A 20,363-nucleotide genomic window follows, 5' to 3' on the forward strand; every position below is an offset into this window, starting at 1 on the left:
ATATGTAGTTAATTCTATAAAATTGCTATATATATATATTATTGGTATCATAACTATAAAAAAGATATTTTTTATGTTATTATTTTGTTATTGAAAATAGTATCTACTAAAAAAGGAGTTCATCTATGCACAATATACCTTTATTAAATCCTGATGTATTTACACTTTTTATTTATTTTATTATATATTCCTTTATGGGCTGGTGTCTTGAGACAATATACGCTACAATAAACAAAAAAGAATTTGTTAATAGAGGGTTCCTTCACGGTCCCTTTTGTCCTATTTATGGCTTTGGTTGTTTATCAATTATTGTTTTTCTAAAACCTATTGAAAGTAATTATATTTTTCTTTTTTTAGGTTCAGTACTACTAACATCAGTTATAGAATATATAACAGGTTATTTCCTAGAATCAGCATTTAATAGTACTTGGTGGGATTACAGCGATAAGCCCTTCAATCTTCATGGAAGAATTTGCTTATCATTCTCTATAATATGGGGGTTTATTTCAATATTTATTTTAAAAGTAATTCATCCCTACATTGTATATATAGTAAACTTAATACCTACTAGCTCACGCATAATATTTTTTTATATTACACTATTATATTTCTCCATTGATTTTACCATTACCGTAATTACAATATTTAGACTAAAATCACTATTGACTCAGTTAAATACAGTGTATTTAGAGTTAAATGATAAACTATCTAGTTTTAAACTAAATTTAGGGAATATTAAAGATATATCTGAATTAAAAAGTAGATTAGATAAGGTAATAGAGAGTGCAGAAATGAAAGTGAGTAGGAAAAAATCTGATATCGAAAATATTATAAATGAATTGAAAATAAAATATGAATCTTTGGTTATTAAAAAATCCCCTAATTATTCGAGACTTATAAAAGCCTTTCCAGACTTAAAATTTAAAGGTTTAGATTCTATTCTAAAGGATGTTGAAAATAAAATTCATAAAGATAAAAAGCAATAGTTTACGCTTTTCTATTAAATAAAAACCATTTGCAACTTGAAATTAGTAATTACTAATGTTAGGATTTAGGTATCCAAAAAAATAACACAAGCTAAAGGAGATTAAAAGATGAAAGAAGACAATCTAAAACTAGCACAAAAAGGCATTGATGATGCATTATACACTATAGAATCCCTAGAGAAAACTATAAAAGAAACACCGCTTCCTAAAAACCTCTTAAAAGAAAGTTTTTATACTCTCTCTAAAAAAGTTGAAGAAATTGAAGATTTGTTAAAAAATGAAGGTATACTTTAGTACACTATATTTAAATATATAAAAACAATTAAGGGACTAATAATATTAGTCCCTTAATTGTTTTTATTCTTTTACTCTGTTTAGAAAAATTACTTAATAATTAACCTCTTCTAAAAACAGTCCTTTAGCTGGCGCTATATGACCAGCATATTTTCTTTCTTTTTTCTCTAAAATAACACTAATCTCATCTACGGATTTTTCACCTAGTCCTACTTCAACAAGTGTTCCAACTATTAATCTTACCATGTTTTTCATAAATCCATTACCTTGAATACTAATTTCTATGTTTCCATCTTCATTTACAATATTTATAGTGTAAATGTCTCTAACAGTTGATTTTTTCTTAGTTTTAAGTGTTGTAAAACTTTGGAAATCATGTTCCCCTATTAGAAGCTCCGATGCTTTTCTCATATTTTCTATATTTAAAGGTTGTATCACATGATAATCATATTTCCTAGTAAATACGTTATGTGCTTTGTTATTACAAATATTATATACATATTTCTTAGCCTTAGCATTATATCTAGAATGAAAATTGAGATCTACTTCTTCTACTGTCTTCACTACAATATCTTCTGGTAGGTATTCATAACAGTAACTACGCATTTTATGATCTGGCATAGTAGATTCAGTTCTAAAATTTGCTACTTGATTTGTTGCATGCACTCCGGCATCAGTTCTACCAGACGCCATAATTTCAATATTCTCTCCAGCCATCTTACTTAAAACAGCCTCTATTTTGTGCTGAATCGTATTATCGCTATCTCCAAGTCTTTGCCACCCTTTGTATTTAGTTCCATCATATTCTATTACAATTTTTATATTTCTCATTAATTATTTATCCCACTTTCTTTTCTAGAATTGAGTCTAGTATTTTATCTATGTTTTTCATTATACACCTAATATTATATACATATATCACAGTTATTAAAACATACCGTATAAAATAAATTTTAATTTAGTCAATACTAAATTCATTTTCACAACTGGATACCTTGTTTCTGTGCTTGAAATAATCCTACGTTTTACAATTTTCCAATTAGTTAACTTCCAAGTTGTTTTTAAATCCATCGCATTTTTGCTTATAGCTTTCTTCTCTCTTTCACTGCCATCATAAAATACTACAAAATCAAATTCCGAATTTTCACCGTCAAATTCTTCATCAAATTTTTTAATAATACTATTAGGTGAAAGTAACAATCTACCTGCTTTCGGTTCTAAGTTAAATTTAAGACCTTTCTTATTGCTTGAACATAAATAAGCCTTGTAAATTAGTTCACTACAAAACAGTGCATTATCCGTCATAATATCAAAATTATAATCATATGCCTTGCCTAAAGAATTAAAAGCTATAAATAAAGCCTCCAATTTATCTTTTTTAGATAGTTTTGGCCTTAGTGCAGAAAAGTAATCAACTTTTGCAATTGCATTTAAAGGATTTATTACAACCCCTGGCGCGATAACTTCTATAATGTATTCTATATTGTCTTTATTACATAAACTATCATATACTTTAGGATAAATCGTTTTTACATATTCTGACACGCAGGAATAATCACCTAGTGACATGTCCTCAAAATAGCTATCCATTTTTTTTAAATCGCCGATATAAATCCCAGAATGAGTCCAAAATCCTGGTAGCCCAATGTTTGTTAACTGGTAATTATTTCTTTTTAAAAGTATATCACCCGGCATCAATTCTTCTTTTATAATATTAATATCTTCATTGCTAACATATTTTTCTTCTCTACTTGAGTAATCAACCCCAGTAATACTTATAGCAATCCATTTCTGAACGGGAAACCAAAAATCAAAAACATTCTTACCGAAAAAGTCGAGAATATTATTAAACAAAATATTTCTATGGTTTCTAACAAGTTTTACAACATTTAAATAGTTAAAACTTGCATAATCTAATAATTCTTTTTCCTTTTCGTCTCTCCCATAACTATGGATTTCATGATAATTTAACATAAAATTGAAGTAATGCTTATTTTTAAATAGTGATATCATGTGAGAGATTTCAGTTATTTCTTGTGTAATGTAATAATATTGTTTTTTATTAATATTGTGTTCTGGTCTACTTTCATTTAACATTGATTCTAAATATTTGTTTTTTTCTATAATACTAGCTAATAATACAGAGTTTTTACGTATTGCTATGGTTGAAGAATAATTTAAAAGTAAACTTTTAAACCTAGCATATGAATCTTCTGTACTTTTGAATATTATCCCTATTTTATATTTTTTCCTAATTTCATTTAGACCATTATAACATTCCACGTAACCAACCCATTTATCTAATATACTTTGTTTATGGGCGAAGGACATATTCTGATTATCCTCTGCAAATAAACTTTCCGTACTCTGAATATCTGTTACCACACGTTCTAATTCATTTATAAGATTTAAAGATTTGTCTATGTCTGCGTTTAACGATATACGGAGTATTTCCGTATTCTTGTCCATAATTCCACTTTCATTAATAAAGTAACCTTTTAATATTAATCTCAATATAAAAACAAAAAAAACAATACCGATTATTAATATAATAAACATTTTAATCCAAAACATACCTATCCCCCATAAATTCATTTCAGCAATCTAATATTATTATACCATATAACTCACTCTTGCTTTAATAATATAATTATAAATTTAATTATTTCTAACTCGTTTTCGTAAATATACCCTAAAAATAAAAACATTTTATTTTTTACATGTTTTTTTCATACATTTATATGTATACTATACTATAATATATTATATAATGGATTTTTGGGAGGCTTATATGTTTACAAGTGAATTATTATTACGTTTTTTCAATTTATTATTTTTTATTAATATCCTTTTCGCCTTAGCAGTTGTATTCATAGAACGTAAAAACCCTGCAAGTACTTGGACTTGGCTTATGGTACTTTTATTTTTGCCTAGTATAGGTTTTGTCTTATATTTATTCCTTGGACAAAATCTTAAAAGAAAAAAAATGTTTTCCCTAAAAAAAGAAGAAAAGGAAAACCTAACCTCAATTATTGATAAGCAAAAGGATTTTTTGAATAATGAAAATTTAACTAAAACTAATCCTTTTTTAAGTAAATATTCTGATATGATGCAACTTAATTTATGTAGTGATAATGCATTTTACACCAACAATAACCATGTAACTATATTTACTGATGGCAAATCAAAATTTGATAAACTCAAAGAAAACCTACAAACCGCAACTCTATATATCCATATGGAGTATTATATATTTCAAAACGATACTTTAGGAGCGGCTATCCTTAAAATACTATGTGAAAAGGCCGCAGCCGGAGTAGAGGTTAAATTGCTCTATGATGGTATGGGATGCCTTAAGGTACCTAATTCTTTTTTTTCTCCTCTAATCAAGGCTGGCGGAAAAATCGCAATTTTCTTTCCACCCTTTCTTCCGTATATAAACCTTAGGGTAAATTTTAGAAATCATCGTAAAATAGTCACTATTGATGGTAAATATGCCTTTATTGGCGGTTTTAATATTGGGGATGAATACTTAGGACTTTCTAAAAAATTCGGTTTTTGGAGAGATACGCATTTACTTATACAAGGTGATGCAATTGACGCACTGGAACTTCACTTCCTAATGGACTGGAGATTTGCGGCAAATGAAAACTCTGTTTTTGATGATAGGTATTTCCCTCATAGAACTTACATTGGAAATACAGGTCTTCAAATGGTTTCAAGCGGTCCTGATTCCACTTTTAATTCTGTTAAAAATGGTTATTTAAAAATGATTAGCAAAGCTGAAAAAAACATTTATATAGAAACTCCATACTTTATTCCAGACGACAGCATATTGGAAGCTTTAAAAATAGCCTCCTTGTCTGGAGTCGATGTGCGTATAATGATACCTAGCAAACCAGATCATCCCTTTGTATATTGGGCATCTACCTCCTATATGGGAGAGCTATTAGATTCCGGCGTCAAGTGTTATACATACACTAAGGGCTTTCTTCATAGTAAATTTATTTCTATTGATGAATCTATAAGCTCTGTTGGTACCGCTAATCTAGATATTAGAAGCTTTACTTTAAACTTTGAAATTAATGCTTTTATATATGATAAAGATATAACTAAAAAATTAGAAGATTTTTTCATTGACGACCTAAAATTTTGTGACGAACTAACTACAGAAAAATATATTAATCGAAGTGTCCCTGTTAAATTTAAGGAATCTGTTTCAAGATTACTTTCTCCTATGCTCTAATGACAAAAAAAGCTGAGAGTAAATTCTCAGCCTTTTAACTTAGTTCTCATATGTTTAGACTATATGTCAAGGATCAATAACAAATTATCATATTGAAAGAGGTGCCTTTATGCGAAAAGCTGGAAAAGTAATCAATGTAGACAAAGATAAAGTATATATCATAACCGTGAATCAAGAATTTGTAACCCTTCTCAAACATAGTTCTGAACCAGTAATCGGAGAACTATATGCTGGTGAAGAGTTCAAACGCCTTGCCCTTTGGAAATATTTCTTATTAATCATATGTGTTATATTACTTACATTCTCAGCTAGAAAATTATATTTAGATAATAGATATAATTTTTCCGTTATAGTAGATATGAATTGCACTTTAAAGCTGGATATAAACGGCTCTGGAGAAATTAAAAACGTTCAAGGTGTTACTTCTGGTGGCTTTAAGATGGAAAAAGATTTGGATTTAACACATAAATCCTTAGATGAAGCCTTGCATTTAATTCTAGATGAATCTATTAAGCAAAAATATCTAACTAAAGCACATGCGGATGATGGTTTTAAAATATCTATATTTATTGTTGATAATAAAAATAATACTCCCATAGACGTAACTAAATTTAAAGACTATGCTAATACACATAATTTCAAAGTCATTATTAATAATAACGGAAAAGCTCTAATTGAATAAGGGTACCCTTTTCAGGATACCCTTAGAATTATTTATATTGCGGTATTTCAAATTCTAATTGTACATTTGTATATTTGTCCATAAGATCTTTTATTCTAGAACTTTGCTTATATGCCCAAGCTATGTCTGTTGCATATTGATGAGTTGCAGGGTGTTCTGGATTCCATCTCATTTTATATAATGTATTTTGTTTACCGGTACTTTTATTTATATAGTCGTTAGAGACAAATTCTATTCCACCTTCTATAGCTTCCTCTGGAGTAAACCAACCCAATTTATATGCTCTTTCCGAACCAAATTTGTTTGCACCTTTATCATAAGCGCCTATACCAAACATATTATATGTCTTTTTAAGTTCTACTGGTTTTCCATCAACTTCATCTACCTCGTACCCTGTAGCTAATGCAGAATTCCCATTACCAGTTTCTAATAAAGCATGTGCAACAATATATGCTGGGTTTACATCATTTAACTCGCAAGCATCTAAAAATGTTTTCCCTTGTCCATCTAATATTCCCTTTCCTTTTAATACATTATCAAGATCTGCTTCACTAATTCCATCAATATAATTTAACTTTAAAAATTGATATGGAGCATATTCATGATATTCAAAATTTTTAGGATTCAAATATTCATAAATATCTTTACTACTAGCATTTAAGGAGTAATTCGCTACACTATTAATGGGGCTTACTTTGCTTTGAATTTCTGAAATTTGACTTAATGTATTATCATATTGTTGATAAATATATTTCGCATTTCCTACATCTTGTAACTGTCCCTTAGCTGGCACAGCTATAGTAAAACTCATAGTTACAGCTGTTTTAAGTGATGTACCATTTAAGTCCTTTATAATCTCGTAAATTTGCATTGAATAAGTTTGTCCAGCTAAGTATCCTAAAGCTGGTGGTTCTATTGTTATGATATCCTTGTAATAAGATATTTTTTTTGGTGCTACGCTAATTCCTATTGGATTAAAAATCCTAACGCTTGCACTAAGATTGTCCACCATTATTGGTCGATTAAACTTGATTTCCCACACTTTGTTAGTTGCTACATTTGCTTTGTGTTCCATTTGAATAGGACTTGCGGTTGCTATAACTGTATTTGGAATAAATAGCAACAAACTACCCAAAATTATTAGAAATAAACTTAACTTGCTTAAATTTTTATTCATAAAATTATTCTCCCCCTATATCTTATTACAAAACCCACTAAAGCGGTTTAATCAAATTCTTATCTATAAGCACAAAAATTTAATTTATGATTTTACTTTATATTTGAATAATTATTTAATATAATTATATAAAATGGGGCTTTGATTATAAACAACTTGTCCAATTAAATTCTATTTTTTTGCTTATACAACTATACTACCATATAATATGGATTATTCAACATAATTTTAATATAATTCCAAAGGACGGTGCGAAATGAAAAACACTCAAAATGAAAAAAGAAAAAATACTATTTCCCCCTATGAAGATAGTGGTTCGAAAACAAGATTAAATAAATTTATAAGTGAAACAGGTTTTTGCTCTAGGCGCTGTGCGGATAAAATGATCCAGGAAGGTAAAGTCACTGTAAATGGCAAAATTCCAGAAATGGGTACTCAGGTATCAGATGCTGATTACGTTAAAATAAGCGGTAAACCATTAAAACCCAAGGAAGAATTAGTTTACTTAGCTTTCAATAAACCTGTGGGAATAACCTGTACTACAGAACATAAGGTTAAGGGTAATATTATCGATTTTATAAATTTCCCAAAAAGAATTTTCCCTATTGGTCGTCTTGATAAACCTTCCCAAGGTCTTATTTTTCTAACTAATGATGGAGATATTGTAAATAAAATTTTACGTTCAGGTAATAACCATGAAAAAGAATATATTGTTACTGTGGATAAACCAATATCTCCTGATTTTATAAAAAACATGGCAAATGGCATACCTATGCTCCAGACTATAACTAAAAAGTGTTTTATTAAAAAAGAAAGCAAATATGTTTTTAGAATAGTTTTAACAGAAGGCCTTAATCGTCAAATACGAAGAATGTGTGAGTATTTAGGCTATGCCGTTGTAAGACTTGAGAGGCTTAGAATCATGAATGTATCTATCCATAATTTGCCTCTTGGAAAATGGAGATATTTAACGCATAACGAACTAACCTTTATTAATGAGTTAGTTATTGATTCAATTAAAACAGAAGATGGTTCAAAATAATGCATTTTTATAATGTTATCCACATTGTACACACAGAAATTGTGGATAACTTGTTAATCTTAGATAATAATAATTATGCTTTGTATTATAACTAGTCCCTTTTATTTTAGTGATTATAATGCTCAGATGTTAAATAATAGTATATTTCATTCGTTATTACAATATTTTTCATTTAGAATCACAAATTGTACACATTAAAATTTACTAATCCACATTTGTATTGAATTATGTATGTTTTTCAGAAATAATTATATACTATTGAATACTTATACACATTATCCACAGCTTTGTTGTGGATAACCTGTTAAATCTATGTTAACGGATTAAATTCACAGCTAATTTGATTGTTCCGTTATTAAAGCTTGTATTTTAAATACGATATTGTAAAATTAATTCATTAAGTTATGCACATTATCCACAGTTTTGTTGATAACATGTTAATAACTTTTTACTTATTTTACCACTAATTTCCCTTTTACTATAAGCCTGTGAGTGGCTACTCTTATAGGAGTGCAGGTAACTAATGTTATTTCTGCTCCTTCTGTATTATCTAAAACCGATATTTCTTCTGGCTCTACAACCTTACTTTCATAAACCTCATATTTGAACTCACCAGCCCTTGTAGTAACTATTATTATATCGCCTATACCTAACTCATCTAGTCTATTAAAATATTGATTATATGTATAGCTTCTATGCCCTGCAATACAAGTATTACCTTTCTCACCAGGCATTGGTGTTCCAGTAAAATGCCCCACTGCATATTTTAATATTCCCGTATCAATACCTTCACTAAGAGCTACATTTACATCAATTTTAGGAATTGCAATAATTCCGATGGTACCTAATTTATTATCTGAAGGCTTTTTTTCTTTAATATTCGCATTTTCAGCATCCCCTAACTTCTCATCAGTCTTTTGAATGCTTTCCTTAAACTCTTGAATCATGTTCTTTTGTTCTTTATTAGCCTCGTATCTCATAGATAGTGCAGAGATAATTATTGCCGCTCCTATAATCATAAGAAGTATTCCAATATAACTTTTTTTCATAACATTCCCACCAACCATTTTCTATATTTTGATATGTCTAAGATATTATATCATATATATCCATCCCAGTTAACATATAATTATATTCTTGTTAATTATTTGCATAGTTTCGCCATAATAAAATTTCTTGATTACTTGCCTATGAAATGCTATATTAGGCATATAATCATGTCAATGTATTTACGTAAGGCTTAACATATTTATAAATTAAATTGAAAAGAGGTAATTAACTTGAGAATTGGAATGGGATACGATGTTCATAAATTAGTTAAAGATAAGAATTTAATACTTGGTGGGATAACCATACCACACAAAACGGGTTTACTCGGCCATTCAGATGCTGATGTTCTCATTCATGCTATTATGGATGCTCTTCTAGGTGCCGCAGCCCTAGGAGACATTGGGAAGCATTTTCCTGATACTGACACTAAATATAAAGACATCTCTAGCTTAGTTTTACTTAAGCATGTAGGCAGTTTAATAACTGAAAAAAATTATCTAATTGAAAATATCGACGCTACAATAATTGCACAAACACCTAAAATGGCTCCATATATACCCTATATGGTAAAAAACATTGCATCTGCACTAGATTTACCTATAGATAAAATTAATATTAAAGCTACTACAGAGGAAGGCCTTGGCTTCACTGGGCATCTAGAGGGGATTTCTTCAAATGCCATATGCCTTTTAAAATAAGATTATATGATTTTACTTAAATAAAAAATAAGGACATTTCTTATAAGCGAAATGTCCTTAAACTCTAAAATCCTTGTTCCCAAATTTCATAATCTGCATGGTCAATAAGCATTGCGGAAGAAAAATATGTGCCTTGACCATATTCAACTCCTAGTTCCACTAATTTTTCCTTTTCTTCTAAAGTTCGTATTCCCTCAGCTATAATTTTCATACCGGTTTTCCTACCCATTTTAACCAAATGATCTACCATTAATACCTTTATTTCATCTTTTTCAACATCCTTTACTATTTCTTGAGAAATTCTTATAAAATGTGGCTTCATCTTTATTAATTCCACCATATTAGAATTACCTTCTCCATAGTTATCCATAGCTAATTTGAATTTTAGTTCATTAGCAAAATTACGCCAAAATGCACTTCTTGGTATACGTTGCATTATCTCTAAAACTAAATTTGTACCTTTCAATTTCTTTATAACTTTTTTAATAGTATGTCTTGTTGTATCAGATTGAATTTTAAAGAATAATCCATCTTCAATAAACGGTCCAAGTTTATCTAGGTAATTAACTAATTTATCACAAGCTAGCATAGTAAGATTTTCTAAGTCCCCTGTAAGTCTAGCTTTTTCAAACATTTCATCCGGAAAAAATTCTAGTCTTGAATCCCTAACCAGTATTTCTAATGATTTAACCTTTCCACTACTCAAATTTATAATAGGTTCAACCGTAAGTTCTATAGATTTATTTTTTATTATACCGGAAATATGATATGCCTTTTCATCAATCTTATATATTAAATCCTCATCTAAATACTCACTCATTGAAGTTTCATCTAAAAACCATCCAACACTAGTACTTGAAGAAAGACTAGGATTATATAGCCCTATAAGTTCATGCTTTAAAACAGCTCTTAAATTATACATTGTGTAAATCATTGCTGCCATTCTTTTATTTTCATCATTTGTCTTACGAAGAAAATTTAAGCCTGCTGAGACTCCAGCTAAATAAAAAGATGGCTCATATAATTTATTTCTAGAATCTGAGAGCAAATAATCTATACCGTGTCTGAGTTCAGGTATTATATCTCTAAGTATACTAGCCCCTTCTCCATCGGGTATATCAACATACTTTACATTCCTTGTTAATTCTTCACATAAACTAATCCAAAATTTTCTTTGTTTATTGTTATCAAATTTCAAATAATCCATTAGTGAATGTAATTCTAAATACCTTGTATCATAGAATATATTGCTATGAACTTGATAAGTTCCAAAGTCAATAATAGAGGGCTTCTTAACTGAAACAATTACGTTGCCTCCATGAAAGTCTCCATGTATGCAAGAATCCAGATATTTAATCTCGTTACCGTTCCATACCGCTTCATCTGTAAAGAATTTATAAGGGTTCGGGAAAAACTTGTCAACTCCATCAATAACTAACCATTTTTTATCTTCATCAATCATCAATGTTTCAAAAGCCTTTACAAGTTTTGCATCCATAAATCTGTAACCTAAGGAGCTTTTCACAATATCAATGGGCGATTTAATTTCAGAGGTATAAGGTCTGTTCCAAGTATATAAAAATTTTGCTACTTGCTCTGACGTTTGCTTAACTAATGCTAATTCATTTTCCAGTGAATATTTAAGGGTTTTGATTCCTAGTACAGTGTCTCCCCCCAGTTCATATAGCACGCCGAATCTCCTTGAATCATTTTTACATTGAATTTCAACCTCATCAATGATTTTAGGGATAAATCCTTCAACAGAATTTTCTCTAGCCTGTAAAAATGCTCTATTATGTAGTCCAGTTTCATTTACTTCTTGTATTTTCATAACTCCGAGTTTTCGTGATTCTCCAAATTCCACAGTATATACTGCTGCGCCAGATTGTCCATCATTTAATTCATTAATTATTTCTATAGGTTGGTTTTCTGCTGCAAAATTTTCTAAAACCACTGCTTTCTCTCTCTGGCTTAGCATATTTTACCCCCTGTATCTATTTATTGTTATTATAATGCTATTCATAATGTAAATAGACATATCTTTCTCCAAACATAAAACATTTATCATAGTTATCTAATAAAATTATAAACCATTTATTATAATAAATGGTGTACAAATTATTAATAATTTGCCTGTTTTATAAATAATTGTTACAATTTAATTATACTACAAATATATTGTTTTAGTTAACTAAATAACTTCCTAGTACAACAGTACTTGTCTCCCTTTTTTTCTAAATCAAACTCATTTATAGATGTAACTCTATCATGTTGTTCTACATGAAGTACATAACCTTCCTTATTTTTGCTTACAAAAAATACTTTTGTATAATTCATAACATCTACTTTATCCCCAGAAATATCATAAATTAGTGTTGGTATCTTATTTAACATAAACATCTACCCCTTTTATAATTATTAACTATGAATTAATAAATATTATACTAGAATCATATTTATGCTAAAATTTTATTAAATTTTTTCTTATGTTTTATAATACAGATAAAAAAAAGAAACTTTCAGAGTTACCCTAAAAGTTTCTTTTTTTAAATCTATATTAATTACCTAGTGTTGCTACCATAACTGCTTTTATAGTATGCATTCTATTTTCTGCTTCATCAAATACTATAGAAGCTTCACTTTCAAATACTTCATCTGTAACTTCAACACCATTCATCCCAAATTTTTCAAATACATCTCTACCAACTCCAGTTTTTAAATCATGATATGCTGGTAGACAGTGCATAAATTTAGTATCTTTATTACCAGTAAGTCCCATCATTTCACTATTAACTTGATATGGTTTTAATATATTAATCCTTTGCTGCCAAACTTCATCTGCTTCTCCCATTGAAACCCAAACGTCAGTATATATAACGTCTGCATCTTTTACTCCCTGTGCTACATCACTTGTAATAGTAATTTTTGCTCCTGTCGTAGCAGCTACCTCTCTACATTTACTAACTAGTGCTTCTTCAGGTAATAATGAATTTGGAGCAACTATTCTAAAGTCCATACCCATTTTAGCAGCACCTATCATAAGAGCATTTGCCATATTATTTCTACCATCTCCAGTATAAACAAATTTGATTTCATTTAATGGTTTTTGAAAGTGTTCTTTTATAGTTAAGAAATCTGCAAGAATTTGTGTTGGGTGATCTTCTGTTGTTAACCCATTCCATACAGGTACTCCTGCATATTTTGCTAGTTCTTCAACTACTTCTTGACCATATCCTCTATATTCTATCCCGTCGAACATTCTCCCAAGAACTCTCGCTGTATCTGCTACTGACTCTTTTTTGCCAATTTGAGTGCCTGTAGGTCCAAGGTAAGTTACATGTGCTCCTTGGTCTAGTGCACCTACTTCAAAGGCACATCTTGTTCGTGTAGAACTTTTTTCAAATATTAGAGCAATGTTTTTGCCCTTTAATTTCTGCTGTTCTGTACCTGCATATTTAGCCCTTTTTAAATCTCTAGCTAAATCAAGAAAATAATTTATTTCTTTTGGTGAAAAATCCATAAGTGTTAAAAAATTCCTATTTCTTAAGTTAAACATAATAAATCCCCTCTCTTATCTTTGCTTTTTTTATATTAAATCTTCCCTATAGAATGGCATAGACATGCATCTAGGGCCACCTCTACCTCTCGATAACTCACCAGAAGGCATTTGAAGTACCTTTATGCCATTTTTATCTAAAATCTCATTGGTAACATAATTTCTCTCATAAGTTATTACGGTGCCAGGAGATATAGCTAGTGTATTAGAACCATCATTCCATTGTTCTCTTCCCGATATAACCTTATCTCCTCCTCCGCACCGTATTAAGGTAATATCTTTTTTCAAATGACTAGAGAGTATTTTTTCTAAACTCCCTTCTTCTTCTTTGGGTATTAATTCTTTGTTTTTATGGTCATAAGTTATTGCTGTTACTTTTAACTTACCTTCTATTCCAGGATGAACAGTGAATTTATTATAATCAATCATTGTAAACACAGTATCTAGATGCATAAATGCTCTAGTTTTAGGTATATGAAAAATTAGGATTGTTTTAAAACTTCCTCCTTTTTCAAATATATTCTTAGCCATAGACAAGACTGCTTCTTTATCAGTTCTCTCACTATGACCAACTGCTATAACTTCATTTGATAAAATTAATTCATCTCCACCTTCAATATTATATACCTCATCTCTATCGTACCACAAATTAATACCTGAATCCTTAAGTTCTGGGTGATATTTAAAAATATATTTAGCAAAAACTGTTTCGCGCCTTCTAGTTTTTGTTTTCATAGAATTTAGACTTACTCCATCTCCAATACATGCAAAAGGATCACGTGTAAAATATAGATTTGGCATAGGATCCATTATAAACGGGTATTCATCATAATGTTCTATGATATCTATTTCTTTTTTTCTTATTCCTGCCATCACCTTATTTATCATTTCCTTTTCAGTCAATGAATATAAGTATCTTTTTAAAGATGTTATTATTCCAGTCTCGTTTATACCACATTCCTCAATTACCTCATTTAAAAATAGTTCCTTGACTGATGACTCTTTTATTGCCTCAACAGCTAAATTTTCTAGATACAGTGTTTCTACACCATTCTCCTGCAATATCCTTGCAAAATTATCATGCTCTTGCCTAGCTACCTTTAAAAATGGAATATCATCAAATAAAAGCCTTTCTAAATATTCCGGTATTAAATTTTCAATTTCTTCTCCAGGTCTATGTATAAGAACAGTCTTTAAATTCCCAATTTCTGAATAAACATTAATTTTTTTGTTAATCATGTTCATCTGCCCTCCTATATTTATTAATATACTATTTTAGTTCCAGACATACCTTTTAATGCTTCTTTTGCTTTTGAAAGCGATGCTATAATTGCTGTTTTATCCTTACTTTTCATTATGAATTTTTTACAAGCTTCAACCTTTGGAAGCATACTACCAGGAGCAAATTGCCCTTCAGAAATATAACTATTAAGTTCATCAAGAGTAATTTGCTTTAGCTCCTTTTGATTCGCCTTATTATAGTTTACACAAACTCTATCTACTCCTGTTAATATTAAAAGCACGTCAGCATCAAGTATTTCCGCAAGTTTTTCAGCTGCAAAATCTTTATCTATAACTGCTGCAACGCCCTTAACAATTCCACCTTCACGAATAACAGGAATACCGCCTCCTCCACAAGATATTATAATATTTCCCATATCAACTAGCTCTTTTATTAAATCCTTTTCGATAACATCAATAGGTTTTGGGGATGCAACAACTCTTCTATATCCTCTACCAGCATCTTCTTTCATTATATAACCATGTTCTTTTTCCAGCTTTTCAGCTTCAGATTTTGTATAAAAAGAACCTATTGGTTTAGTCGGATTTTGAAAACCTTCATCATCCTTGTCAACTACTACTTGAGTCACTATAGTTCCTACTGTTTTATCTATACTTCTATTTCTTAATTCTTCACCTATAGCATTTTGAAGATGGTATCCTATATAGCCCTGTGAAAAAGCTCCACATACATCAAAGGGAAAGAGTACATTACCATCATCAACCTTTTGAGCATCTTCTATTGCTGCAACAATTTGGCCTACTTGAGGTCCATTTCCATGAACTACAGATACCCTATGGCCATCATCTATAAGATCAACTATTGATTTAGCTGTTTCTTTACAGGTCTTAAGTTGACCCTCAGGACTTTTGTCTTTAGGATTCGATTGAAGTGCATTTCCACCCAGTGCTAATACTATTTTCATAATTATACCCTCCAATGCATTAATTAAAAATTTTATGTTTTAATCTTTATTTTTATACTATTCTCTTATACAATCGTTGTCAACCAATGCAATTTAATCTTACTTGCATAAGTATTCTAACCATTTCATACCGATTTATTTAAATTCTTTATATTATTACTAAATATATAAAAAATCTCTATGTTAATTGTATAATTATATATAATTAGTGAATAAATTTTATAAAACTTTATTTATATTTTTATGATTTGTTTGACATAATAATAATAAACATATATAATAATAATATACAGAATACCCCACACGGGTATAAGGAGGATAATATATGAACATTTCTTTTGATGATAGTACTAAAAAAGCTTTAAGTAAACAACTTTTACAAAAAAATAAATCTTCGGTTAGATTACTTATAAAAGGTTTTGGTTGAGGAGGCCCAATATTAGGTGTTGTTCTGGATGAACAACAAGATGATGATATTTTAGAATCAGTAAGCGGAATAAACTTTATAGTAGATAAGGAGTCTTCTTTTGTTTTTGAAGACACAAAAATCATGTATGTAAAAAGTATTTTTGGAGAATCCTTTAAAGTCTTGACTTCAGGTACTTCAGAAAGTTCTTGTTAAAAAAAGATACTAAAATTTATAATATGGAATAGACATAAAAAAGATCACTATTTTTATAATAGTGATCCTTTTCTAATTTTCATAATCACGTACAATTTTTTGAACTAATTTTTTTATGGCACTTGCTTGAGACACTAATGTCATTACTACCAAAAATAATTCTATTCTTTCCTTATCTGCTTCTTTTAAATCTAATACATCAATTATTTTTTGTAATTTTGATTTATCATAAACCTCTTTATTTACAAAATCATCAAAGCTTTCTTTTTGTATATCCGAAAAAATTTTATATGACTTTTCCCATGGAATAATATCATCGTCTCTATCATTGATTTCATTAAAGGCCAACCTAAAAACTTTTTTAATTTCTTCAGATGTAAGTATTGGCCTCATATAACTAAGTAAGACCAATTGTGCTAGATGCAATTTTGTATATCCTCTTTTTTTGCTATCCTCTGGCTTTGATATAACCTCACTTTTTATATAATTTTGTACTATATTATTAGTGTAATTGTCAGAGTCAAATCTATCGTTTAAGTAATCAATAACTTGAGACAAAAATAAATCATACTGCGGTAATTCCTCATATGGAATTATGCTGTTTTCTGATATTTCTTTTGCCAGCAAACTTATATTTTCTAAAACAGATTTAGTTTTGTCCATAGTGTATCACCTTCCATTAATTAATATTTTAAATAAAATACTTTATATCCTTATTATAAGGTACATATAAACCTATTACAAGTTATTTCCGACATTCTTCTATTGTTTTAATTTTTTTAAACTGTAGCAATAAATGCTTTTTTCTATAATCCAAAAATCAAATTTAATATTGTAGAATATCCAAATCAAAAGTACAACCCTTCGACATTTATTTTTATACAATCCCATAAAATAGCTATTTTATTTTTTAGGCAATTCTATGATTTAAAAGTAATTTATATGCTGATTTCAACGGGTTTAGTTATCTTTTTTATAATTATATATTAAATTTATAATGTTAATATTATCAGTAAAATTTAGTATTTGAAATTTTGCATTTTTATAAAAAGATGTTGACATTTGTATTATATGGTAGTATATTAAATAAAGATGGAATTAAATATTAATTTTGTAATATTAACTTAATTAATCTATAATAAAGTTTTACTTAAATGTAATTTTTATAAATATTTTAATACTAATATGTCGAAAATTGTTATCCTAAGGAGGATTTATTATGAAATCAACAGGCGTTGTAAGAAGAGTAGATGAACTTGGAAGAATCGTTATCCCAATAGAACTTAGAAGAAACTTAGAAATTGCAGAAAAAGATGCTTTAGAAATTTATGTTGATGGTGAAATGATTGTACTTAAAAAATATCAACCAGCTTGTATTTTTTGTGGAGAGGTTAAAGACGTAGTTAACTACAGAGGTAAGAACATATGTACTCCATGTCTAGACCATCTTAAACAAGAAAAATTTTAATAAGAATCAAATAAAAAAAAGGGAATCCTATAATTATAGGATTCCCTTTTTTTGCTTATGAAAAAATACATTATTATAATTTACCCCAAAAAAAAAGGCTATAAAATATAGCCTGTCCATATTAAAATTATCTAACTCTTCTTGCACTAAGGTAATCACTTCTTGTAAGTGCAGATATTTTAACTACATCACCAGTATGAGGTGCATGAATATACGAGTTATTACCTACATATATCCCCACATGATGTGGTGTACCTGTTCCAAAGAAAACTAAATCTCCTGGCTGTAAATTGTCTCTTGATACATATGACCCTTGTGTAATCTGTGTGTATGTAGTACGAGTTAACGAAATTCCAAAATGCCTAAATACATATACCGTAAAACCAGAACAATCAAAAGAATTAGGACCATTCGCACCCCAAACATAAGGTGTCCCTAAAAAATTAGTAGCATAAGCAACTATCGCATTAGAGCTAATTGATGTTGCCCCTCTAGATACAGAATAATTAGGTGCACTATCTCTTATCTGTTGTATTTGCTTCATAGTAGCATTTACTGTAGCCTGAGCATCAGTAATTTTACCAGAGTATAATTGTTCTTGCTTATTAGCTTCTGCAATTAATTTAGTTTGTGCTTCCCTTTTTTCTTTAAGGCTTACTATTTTCTTCTCATTTTCAGCTTTTAATTCTACCAGATTAATCTTTTCAGTTTCAAGTGCAGCTTTTTGATTTACAATTTTTATCTTTTCATTGTTTAATTTTGCGATGACTTTATTATCATATTCTACTATTTTTTTGATGTTATCCACTCTTGACATAAGGTCTTCTATTCCCTTAGAGTCCAATAGTATTTCTAAATAGCTATCCGCACCATTCATATACATAGTTCGCACTCTTTTATTAAATAAGTCTTCTTCTTCTTTAATATTCTCTTCTGCAACTTGTATATCTTTTATTGTTTTTACTATCTTTTTCTCAGTTTCCCCAATTTTAATTTTTGTATTATCCACTTCTATGTAAAGCATTTCCATATCGTGATCTAGTTTTTCAATTGAATTTTCTATATCTTGAACATTATTTTGTGCTTGCTTATATGCATTATTTTGCATTTCAAGTTGAGTCTTTTGACTTTTTAGTTGATCTGATAATGGATCTGCCATTACCTGCATACTTATTGTAGTAGCTAGTCCAATTGTTACTATCAATGATATTATTTTATTACGCATTAGAAATACCCCCCGAATCAAAAAATATATGTAATTTAAACATTTTTAAATCAACGTTTTTATTATACCACTACTTTATAGCAAATCTCAATGAAAAACATAAGAAAACTTGTAAACTTTTTAGATATATTATGTTTTTTTACACAAATTACCATAAACTTTACTGTTATTGTATTTATAGGATAATTTATTACCAATAATACTAAAAAATTGTTAAATGTTTAATGAGTGCTTATATATTTCTGATTTAGGCATATGTCTATCCTTTGCAACCTTTTTCATTGCATCCTTTTTATTTATTCCTTCATCCATATATTTTTGAATATGTTCCTGTATCGTCATCATGTCCCACTTAGCTTTTTCATCTTTATCTATAGCTTCCTTACTTTTACCTGCAATTACCAATACATATTCTCCCCTTGGAGAGTTCTTTTTATAGTATTCTATAGCTTCTTCTAAAGTAAGCCTAATTATTTCTTCATACAACTTTGTAAGTTCTCTACACATGGATATTTTCCTGTTACCAACATTTTCATATAAAAATTCTAAAGTATTTAAAAGTCTATGTGGCGCCTCGTAGAAAATTAGTGTTTCACTCCTATCTAACAAATCATCAATAATAGGCTTTCTTTCTTTGTTTTCCCTAGGTAAAAATCCTCTAAATATAAATTTTGTAGTATCCATTCCTGAATACACAAGCGCAGTAGTAATAGCTGTGGCTCCAGGTAGCACTACGAATTCTATATTCTGTTCTATACACTTTGCGACTATTACACTTCCAGGATCTGATATTCCCGGTGAACCCGCATCACTAATTATAGCTATGTTTTTACCTTCTTTTACCTGATTAATTATATTTTCACTTTTCCCTTGTTCATTATGCATATGATAACTTATAAGAGTTTTTTTTATATTAAAATGATTTAAGAGTTTTAAACTTTGTCTTGTGTCTTCTGCTGCTATTAGATCTACATTTTGTAATACTTCTAATGCCCTCAGTGTAATATCCTTTAAATTCCCTATTGGAGTTGGTACTAAGTATAATTTTCCTGCCATTATTATCATCCTTTACTGTAATATTTGCATTTATCCCTCTAGCTTTAGGTTAAT

Annotated in this window: 19 protein-coding genes; 7 read left to right on the top strand and 12 right to left on the bottom strand. The window is 29.2% G+C overall.

What is annotated here, in order from left to right; translation table 11 throughout:
* Positions 1-125: 125 nt before the first annotated feature.
* Together JJD95_RS05205 and JJD95_RS05210 are read left to right on the top strand one after the other, a co-directional pair.
* A complete protein-coding gene (locus tag JJD95_RS05205; protein WP_291641051.1) occupies positions 126-986 on the top strand; it encodes a putative ABC transporter permease in 861 nt (286 codons plus the stop codon).
* Between the two features lie 108 nt (positions 987-1,094).
* The gene (locus JJD95_RS05210) at positions 1,095-1,280 is read left to right on the top strand and encodes a hypothetical protein (RefSeq protein ID WP_291641054.1); all 186 of its coding nucleotides are present in this window, start codon (positions 1,095-1,097) and stop codon (positions 1,278-1,280) included.
* 93 nt (positions 1,281-1,373) lie between these two features.
* On the opposite strand, the gene truA is transcribed toward JJD95_RS05210, so the two are convergent.
* Positions 1,374-2,111 (bottom strand): tRNA pseudouridine(38-40) synthase TruA, encoded by a 738-nt coding sequence (gene truA / locus JJD95_RS05215; protein WP_291641056.1) that lies wholly within the window; start codon positions 2,109-2,111, stop codon positions 1,374-1,376.
* 96 nt (positions 2,112-2,207) lie between these two features.
* A complete protein-coding gene (locus JJD95_RS05220; RefSeq protein ID WP_291641058.1) occupies positions 2,208-3,854 on the bottom strand; it encodes a YiiX/YebB-like N1pC/P60 family cysteine hydrolase in 1,647 nt (548 codons plus the stop codon).
* Between the two features lie 217 nt (positions 3,855-4,071).
* Here JJD95_RS05220 and cls point away from each other — a divergent pair, with 217 nt between their 5' ends.
* Both cls and JJD95_RS05230 read left to right on the top strand, forming a co-directional pair.
* Positions 4,072-5,526: a cardiolipin synthase gene (gene cls / locus JJD95_RS05225; RefSeq protein ID WP_291641060.1), complete on the top strand. Its 1,455-nt coding sequence runs from the start codon at positions 4,072-4,074 to the stop codon at positions 5,524-5,526.
* Between the two features lie 109 nt (positions 5,527-5,635).
* Positions 5,636-6,208 carry a hypothetical protein gene (locus tag JJD95_RS05230; RefSeq protein WP_291641062.1) on the top strand — a complete coding sequence of 191 codons (573 nt, stop codon included), beginning with the start codon at positions 5,636-5,638 and terminating at the stop codon, positions 6,206-6,208.
* 28 nt (positions 6,209-6,236) lie between these two features.
* On the opposite strand, the gene JJD95_RS05235 is transcribed toward JJD95_RS05230, so the two are convergent.
* Positions 6,237-7,385: an N-acetylglucosaminidase gene (locus JJD95_RS05235; RefSeq protein WP_291641063.1), complete on the bottom strand. Its 1,149-nt coding sequence runs from the start codon at positions 7,383-7,385 to the stop codon at positions 6,237-6,239.
* A 256-nt stretch (positions 7,386-7,641) separates the two neighbouring features.
* On the opposite strand from JJD95_RS05235, the gene rluF reads away from it, so the two are divergent.
* On the top strand, positions 7,642-8,427 hold the full coding sequence (rluF, locus tag JJD95_RS05240; RefSeq protein ID WP_291641065.1) for a 23S rRNA pseudouridine(2604) synthase RluF: 786 nt from the start codon (positions 7,642-7,644) through the stop codon (positions 8,425-8,427).
* Positions 8,428-8,879: 452 nt separating this feature from the next.
* On the opposite strand, the gene JJD95_RS05245 is transcribed toward rluF, so the two are convergent.
* Positions 8,880-9,476 carry a class D sortase gene (locus JJD95_RS05245; RefSeq protein ID WP_291641067.1) on the bottom strand — a complete coding sequence of 199 codons (597 nt, stop codon included), beginning with the start codon at positions 9,474-9,476 and terminating at the stop codon, positions 8,880-8,882.
* A 231-nt stretch (positions 9,477-9,707) separates the two neighbouring features.
* Between JJD95_RS05245 and ispF the strand changes: the two genes are divergently transcribed.
* On the top strand, positions 9,708-10,175 hold the full coding sequence (ispF, locus tag JJD95_RS05250) for a 2-C-methyl-D-erythritol 2,4-cyclodiphosphate synthase (RefSeq protein ID WP_291641069.1): 468 nt from the start codon (positions 9,708-9,710) through the stop codon (positions 10,173-10,175).
* Positions 10,176-10,239: 64 nt separating this feature from the next.
* On the opposite strand, the gene JJD95_RS05255 is transcribed toward ispF, so the two are convergent.
* The 6 genes from JJD95_RS05255 to JJD95_RS05280 all read right to left on the bottom strand — a co-directional run bounded on the left by JJD95_RS05255 (position 10,240) and on the right by JJD95_RS05280 (position 17,223).
* A complete protein-coding gene (locus JJD95_RS05255) occupies positions 10,240-12,153 on the bottom strand; it encodes an EAL domain-containing protein (protein WP_291641071.1) in 1,914 nt (637 codons plus the stop codon).
* A 209-nt stretch (positions 12,154-12,362) separates the two neighbouring features.
* Positions 12,363-12,569, bottom strand: a complete 207-nt coding sequence (locus tag JJD95_RS05260) for a hypothetical protein (RefSeq protein ID WP_291641073.1) — start codon at positions 12,567-12,569, stop codon at positions 12,363-12,365.
* A gap of 163 nt (positions 12,570-12,732) precedes the next feature.
* Positions 12,733-13,731, bottom strand: coding sequence for an ornithine carbamoyltransferase (argF, locus tag JJD95_RS05265; RefSeq protein ID WP_367114780.1), 999 nt, complete (start codon positions 13,729-13,731; stop codon positions 12,733-12,735).
* Positions 13,732-13,761: 30 nt separating this feature from the next.
* On the bottom strand, positions 13,762-14,970 hold the full coding sequence (gene arcA / locus JJD95_RS05270) for an arginine deiminase (RefSeq protein ID WP_291641075.1): 1,209 nt from the start codon (positions 14,968-14,970) through the stop codon (positions 13,762-13,764).
* Positions 14,971-14,993: 23 nt separating this feature from the next.
* Positions 14,994-15,938, bottom strand: coding sequence for a carbamate kinase (gene arcC / locus JJD95_RS05275; protein ID WP_291641077.1), 945 nt, complete (start codon positions 15,936-15,938; stop codon positions 14,994-14,996).
* Between the two features lie 694 nt (positions 15,939-16,632).
* The gene (locus JJD95_RS05280; RefSeq protein WP_291641079.1) at positions 16,633-17,223 is read right to left on the bottom strand and encodes a DUF1836 domain-containing protein; all 591 of its coding nucleotides are present in this window, start codon (positions 17,221-17,223) and stop codon (positions 16,633-16,635) included.
* A 556-nt stretch (positions 17,224-17,779) separates the two neighbouring features.
* On the opposite strand from JJD95_RS05280, the gene JJD95_RS05285 reads away from it, so the two are divergent.
* Positions 17,780-18,028, top strand: a complete 249-nt coding sequence (locus tag JJD95_RS05285; protein ID WP_291641081.1) for an AbrB/MazE/SpoVT family DNA-binding domain-containing protein — start codon at positions 17,780-17,782, stop codon at positions 18,026-18,028.
* A gap of 127 nt (positions 18,029-18,155) precedes the next feature.
* Here JJD95_RS05285 and JJD95_RS05290 read toward each other — a convergent pair whose 3' ends face one another.
* Entirely contained in the window at positions 18,156-19,253 is a 1,098-nt protein-coding gene (locus JJD95_RS05290; RefSeq protein WP_291641083.1) for a C40 family peptidase, read from the bottom strand.
* A 213-nt stretch (positions 19,254-19,466) separates the two neighbouring features.
* Entirely contained in the window at positions 19,467-20,309 is an 843-nt protein-coding gene (gene rsmI / locus JJD95_RS05295; protein WP_291641085.1) for a 16S rRNA (cytidine(1402)-2'-O)-methyltransferase, read from the bottom strand.
* Positions 20,310-20,363 lie beyond the last annotated feature (54 nt).

It is taken from the genome of Clostridium sp., from assembly GCF_016650035.1.
Lineage (GTDB): Bacteria > Bacillota > Clostridia > Clostridiales > Clostridiaceae > Clostridium_AD.

Coding starts and splice junctions, on each gene's coding strand:
- JJD95_RS05285 (WP_291641081.1), top strand. CDS start 17,780: ATGAAATCAACAGGCGTTGTAAGAAGAGTAGATGAACTTGGAAGAATC.
- arcC (WP_291641077.1), bottom strand. CDS start 15,938: ATGAAAATAGTATTAGCACTGGGTGGAAATGCACTTCAATCGAATCCT.
- JJD95_RS05255 (WP_291641071.1), bottom strand. CDS start 12,153: ATGCTAAGCCAGAGAGAGAAAGCAGTGGTTTTAGAAAATTTTGCAGCA.
- argF (WP_367114780.1), bottom strand. CDS start 13,731: ATGTTTAACTTAAGAAATAGGAATTTTTTAACACTTATGGATTTTTCA.
- JJD95_RS05220 (WP_291641058.1), bottom strand. CDS start 3,854: ATGTTTTGGATTAAAATGTTTATTATATTAATAATCGGTATTGTTTTT.
- JJD95_RS05245 (WP_291641067.1), bottom strand. CDS start 9,476: ATGAAAAAAAGTTATATTGGAATACTTCTTATGATTATAGGAGCGGCA.
- cls (WP_291641060.1), top strand. CDS start 4,072: ATGTTTACAAGTGAATTATTATTACGTTTTTTCAATTTATTATTTTTT.
- JJD95_RS05260 (WP_291641073.1), bottom strand. CDS start 12,569: ATGTTAAATAAGATACCAACACTAATTTATGATATTTCTGGGGATAAA.
- JJD95_RS05230 (WP_291641062.1), top strand. CDS start 5,636: ATGCGAAAAGCTGGAAAAGTAATCAATGTAGACAAAGATAAAGTATAT.
- JJD95_RS05235 (WP_291641063.1), bottom strand. CDS start 7,385: ATGAATAAAAATTTAAGCAAGTTAAGTTTATTTCTAATAATTTTGGGT.
- truA (WP_291641056.1), bottom strand. CDS start 2,111: ATGAGAAATATAAAAATTGTAATAGAATATGATGGAACTAAATACAAA.
- JJD95_RS05210 (WP_291641054.1), top strand. CDS start 1,095: ATGAAAGAAGACAATCTAAAACTAGCACAAAAAGGCATTGATGATGCA.
- JJD95_RS05205 (WP_291641051.1), top strand. CDS start 126: ATGCACAATATACCTTTATTAAATCCTGATGTATTTACACTTTTTATT.
- rluF (WP_291641065.1), top strand. CDS start 7,642: ATGAAAAACACTCAAAATGAAAAAAGAAAAAATACTATTTCCCCCTAT.
- JJD95_RS05290 (WP_291641083.1), bottom strand. CDS start 19,253: ATGCGTAATAAAATAATATCATTGATAGTAACAATTGGACTAGCTACT.
- JJD95_RS05280 (WP_291641079.1), bottom strand. CDS start 17,223: ATGGACAAAACTAAATCTGTTTTAGAAAATATAAGTTTGCTGGCAAAA.
- rsmI (WP_291641085.1), bottom strand. CDS start 20,309: ATGGCAGGAAAATTATACTTAGTACCAACTCCAATAGGGAATTTAAAG.
- arcA (WP_291641075.1), bottom strand. CDS start 14,970: ATGATTAACAAAAAAATTAATGTTTATTCAGAAATTGGGAATTTAAAG.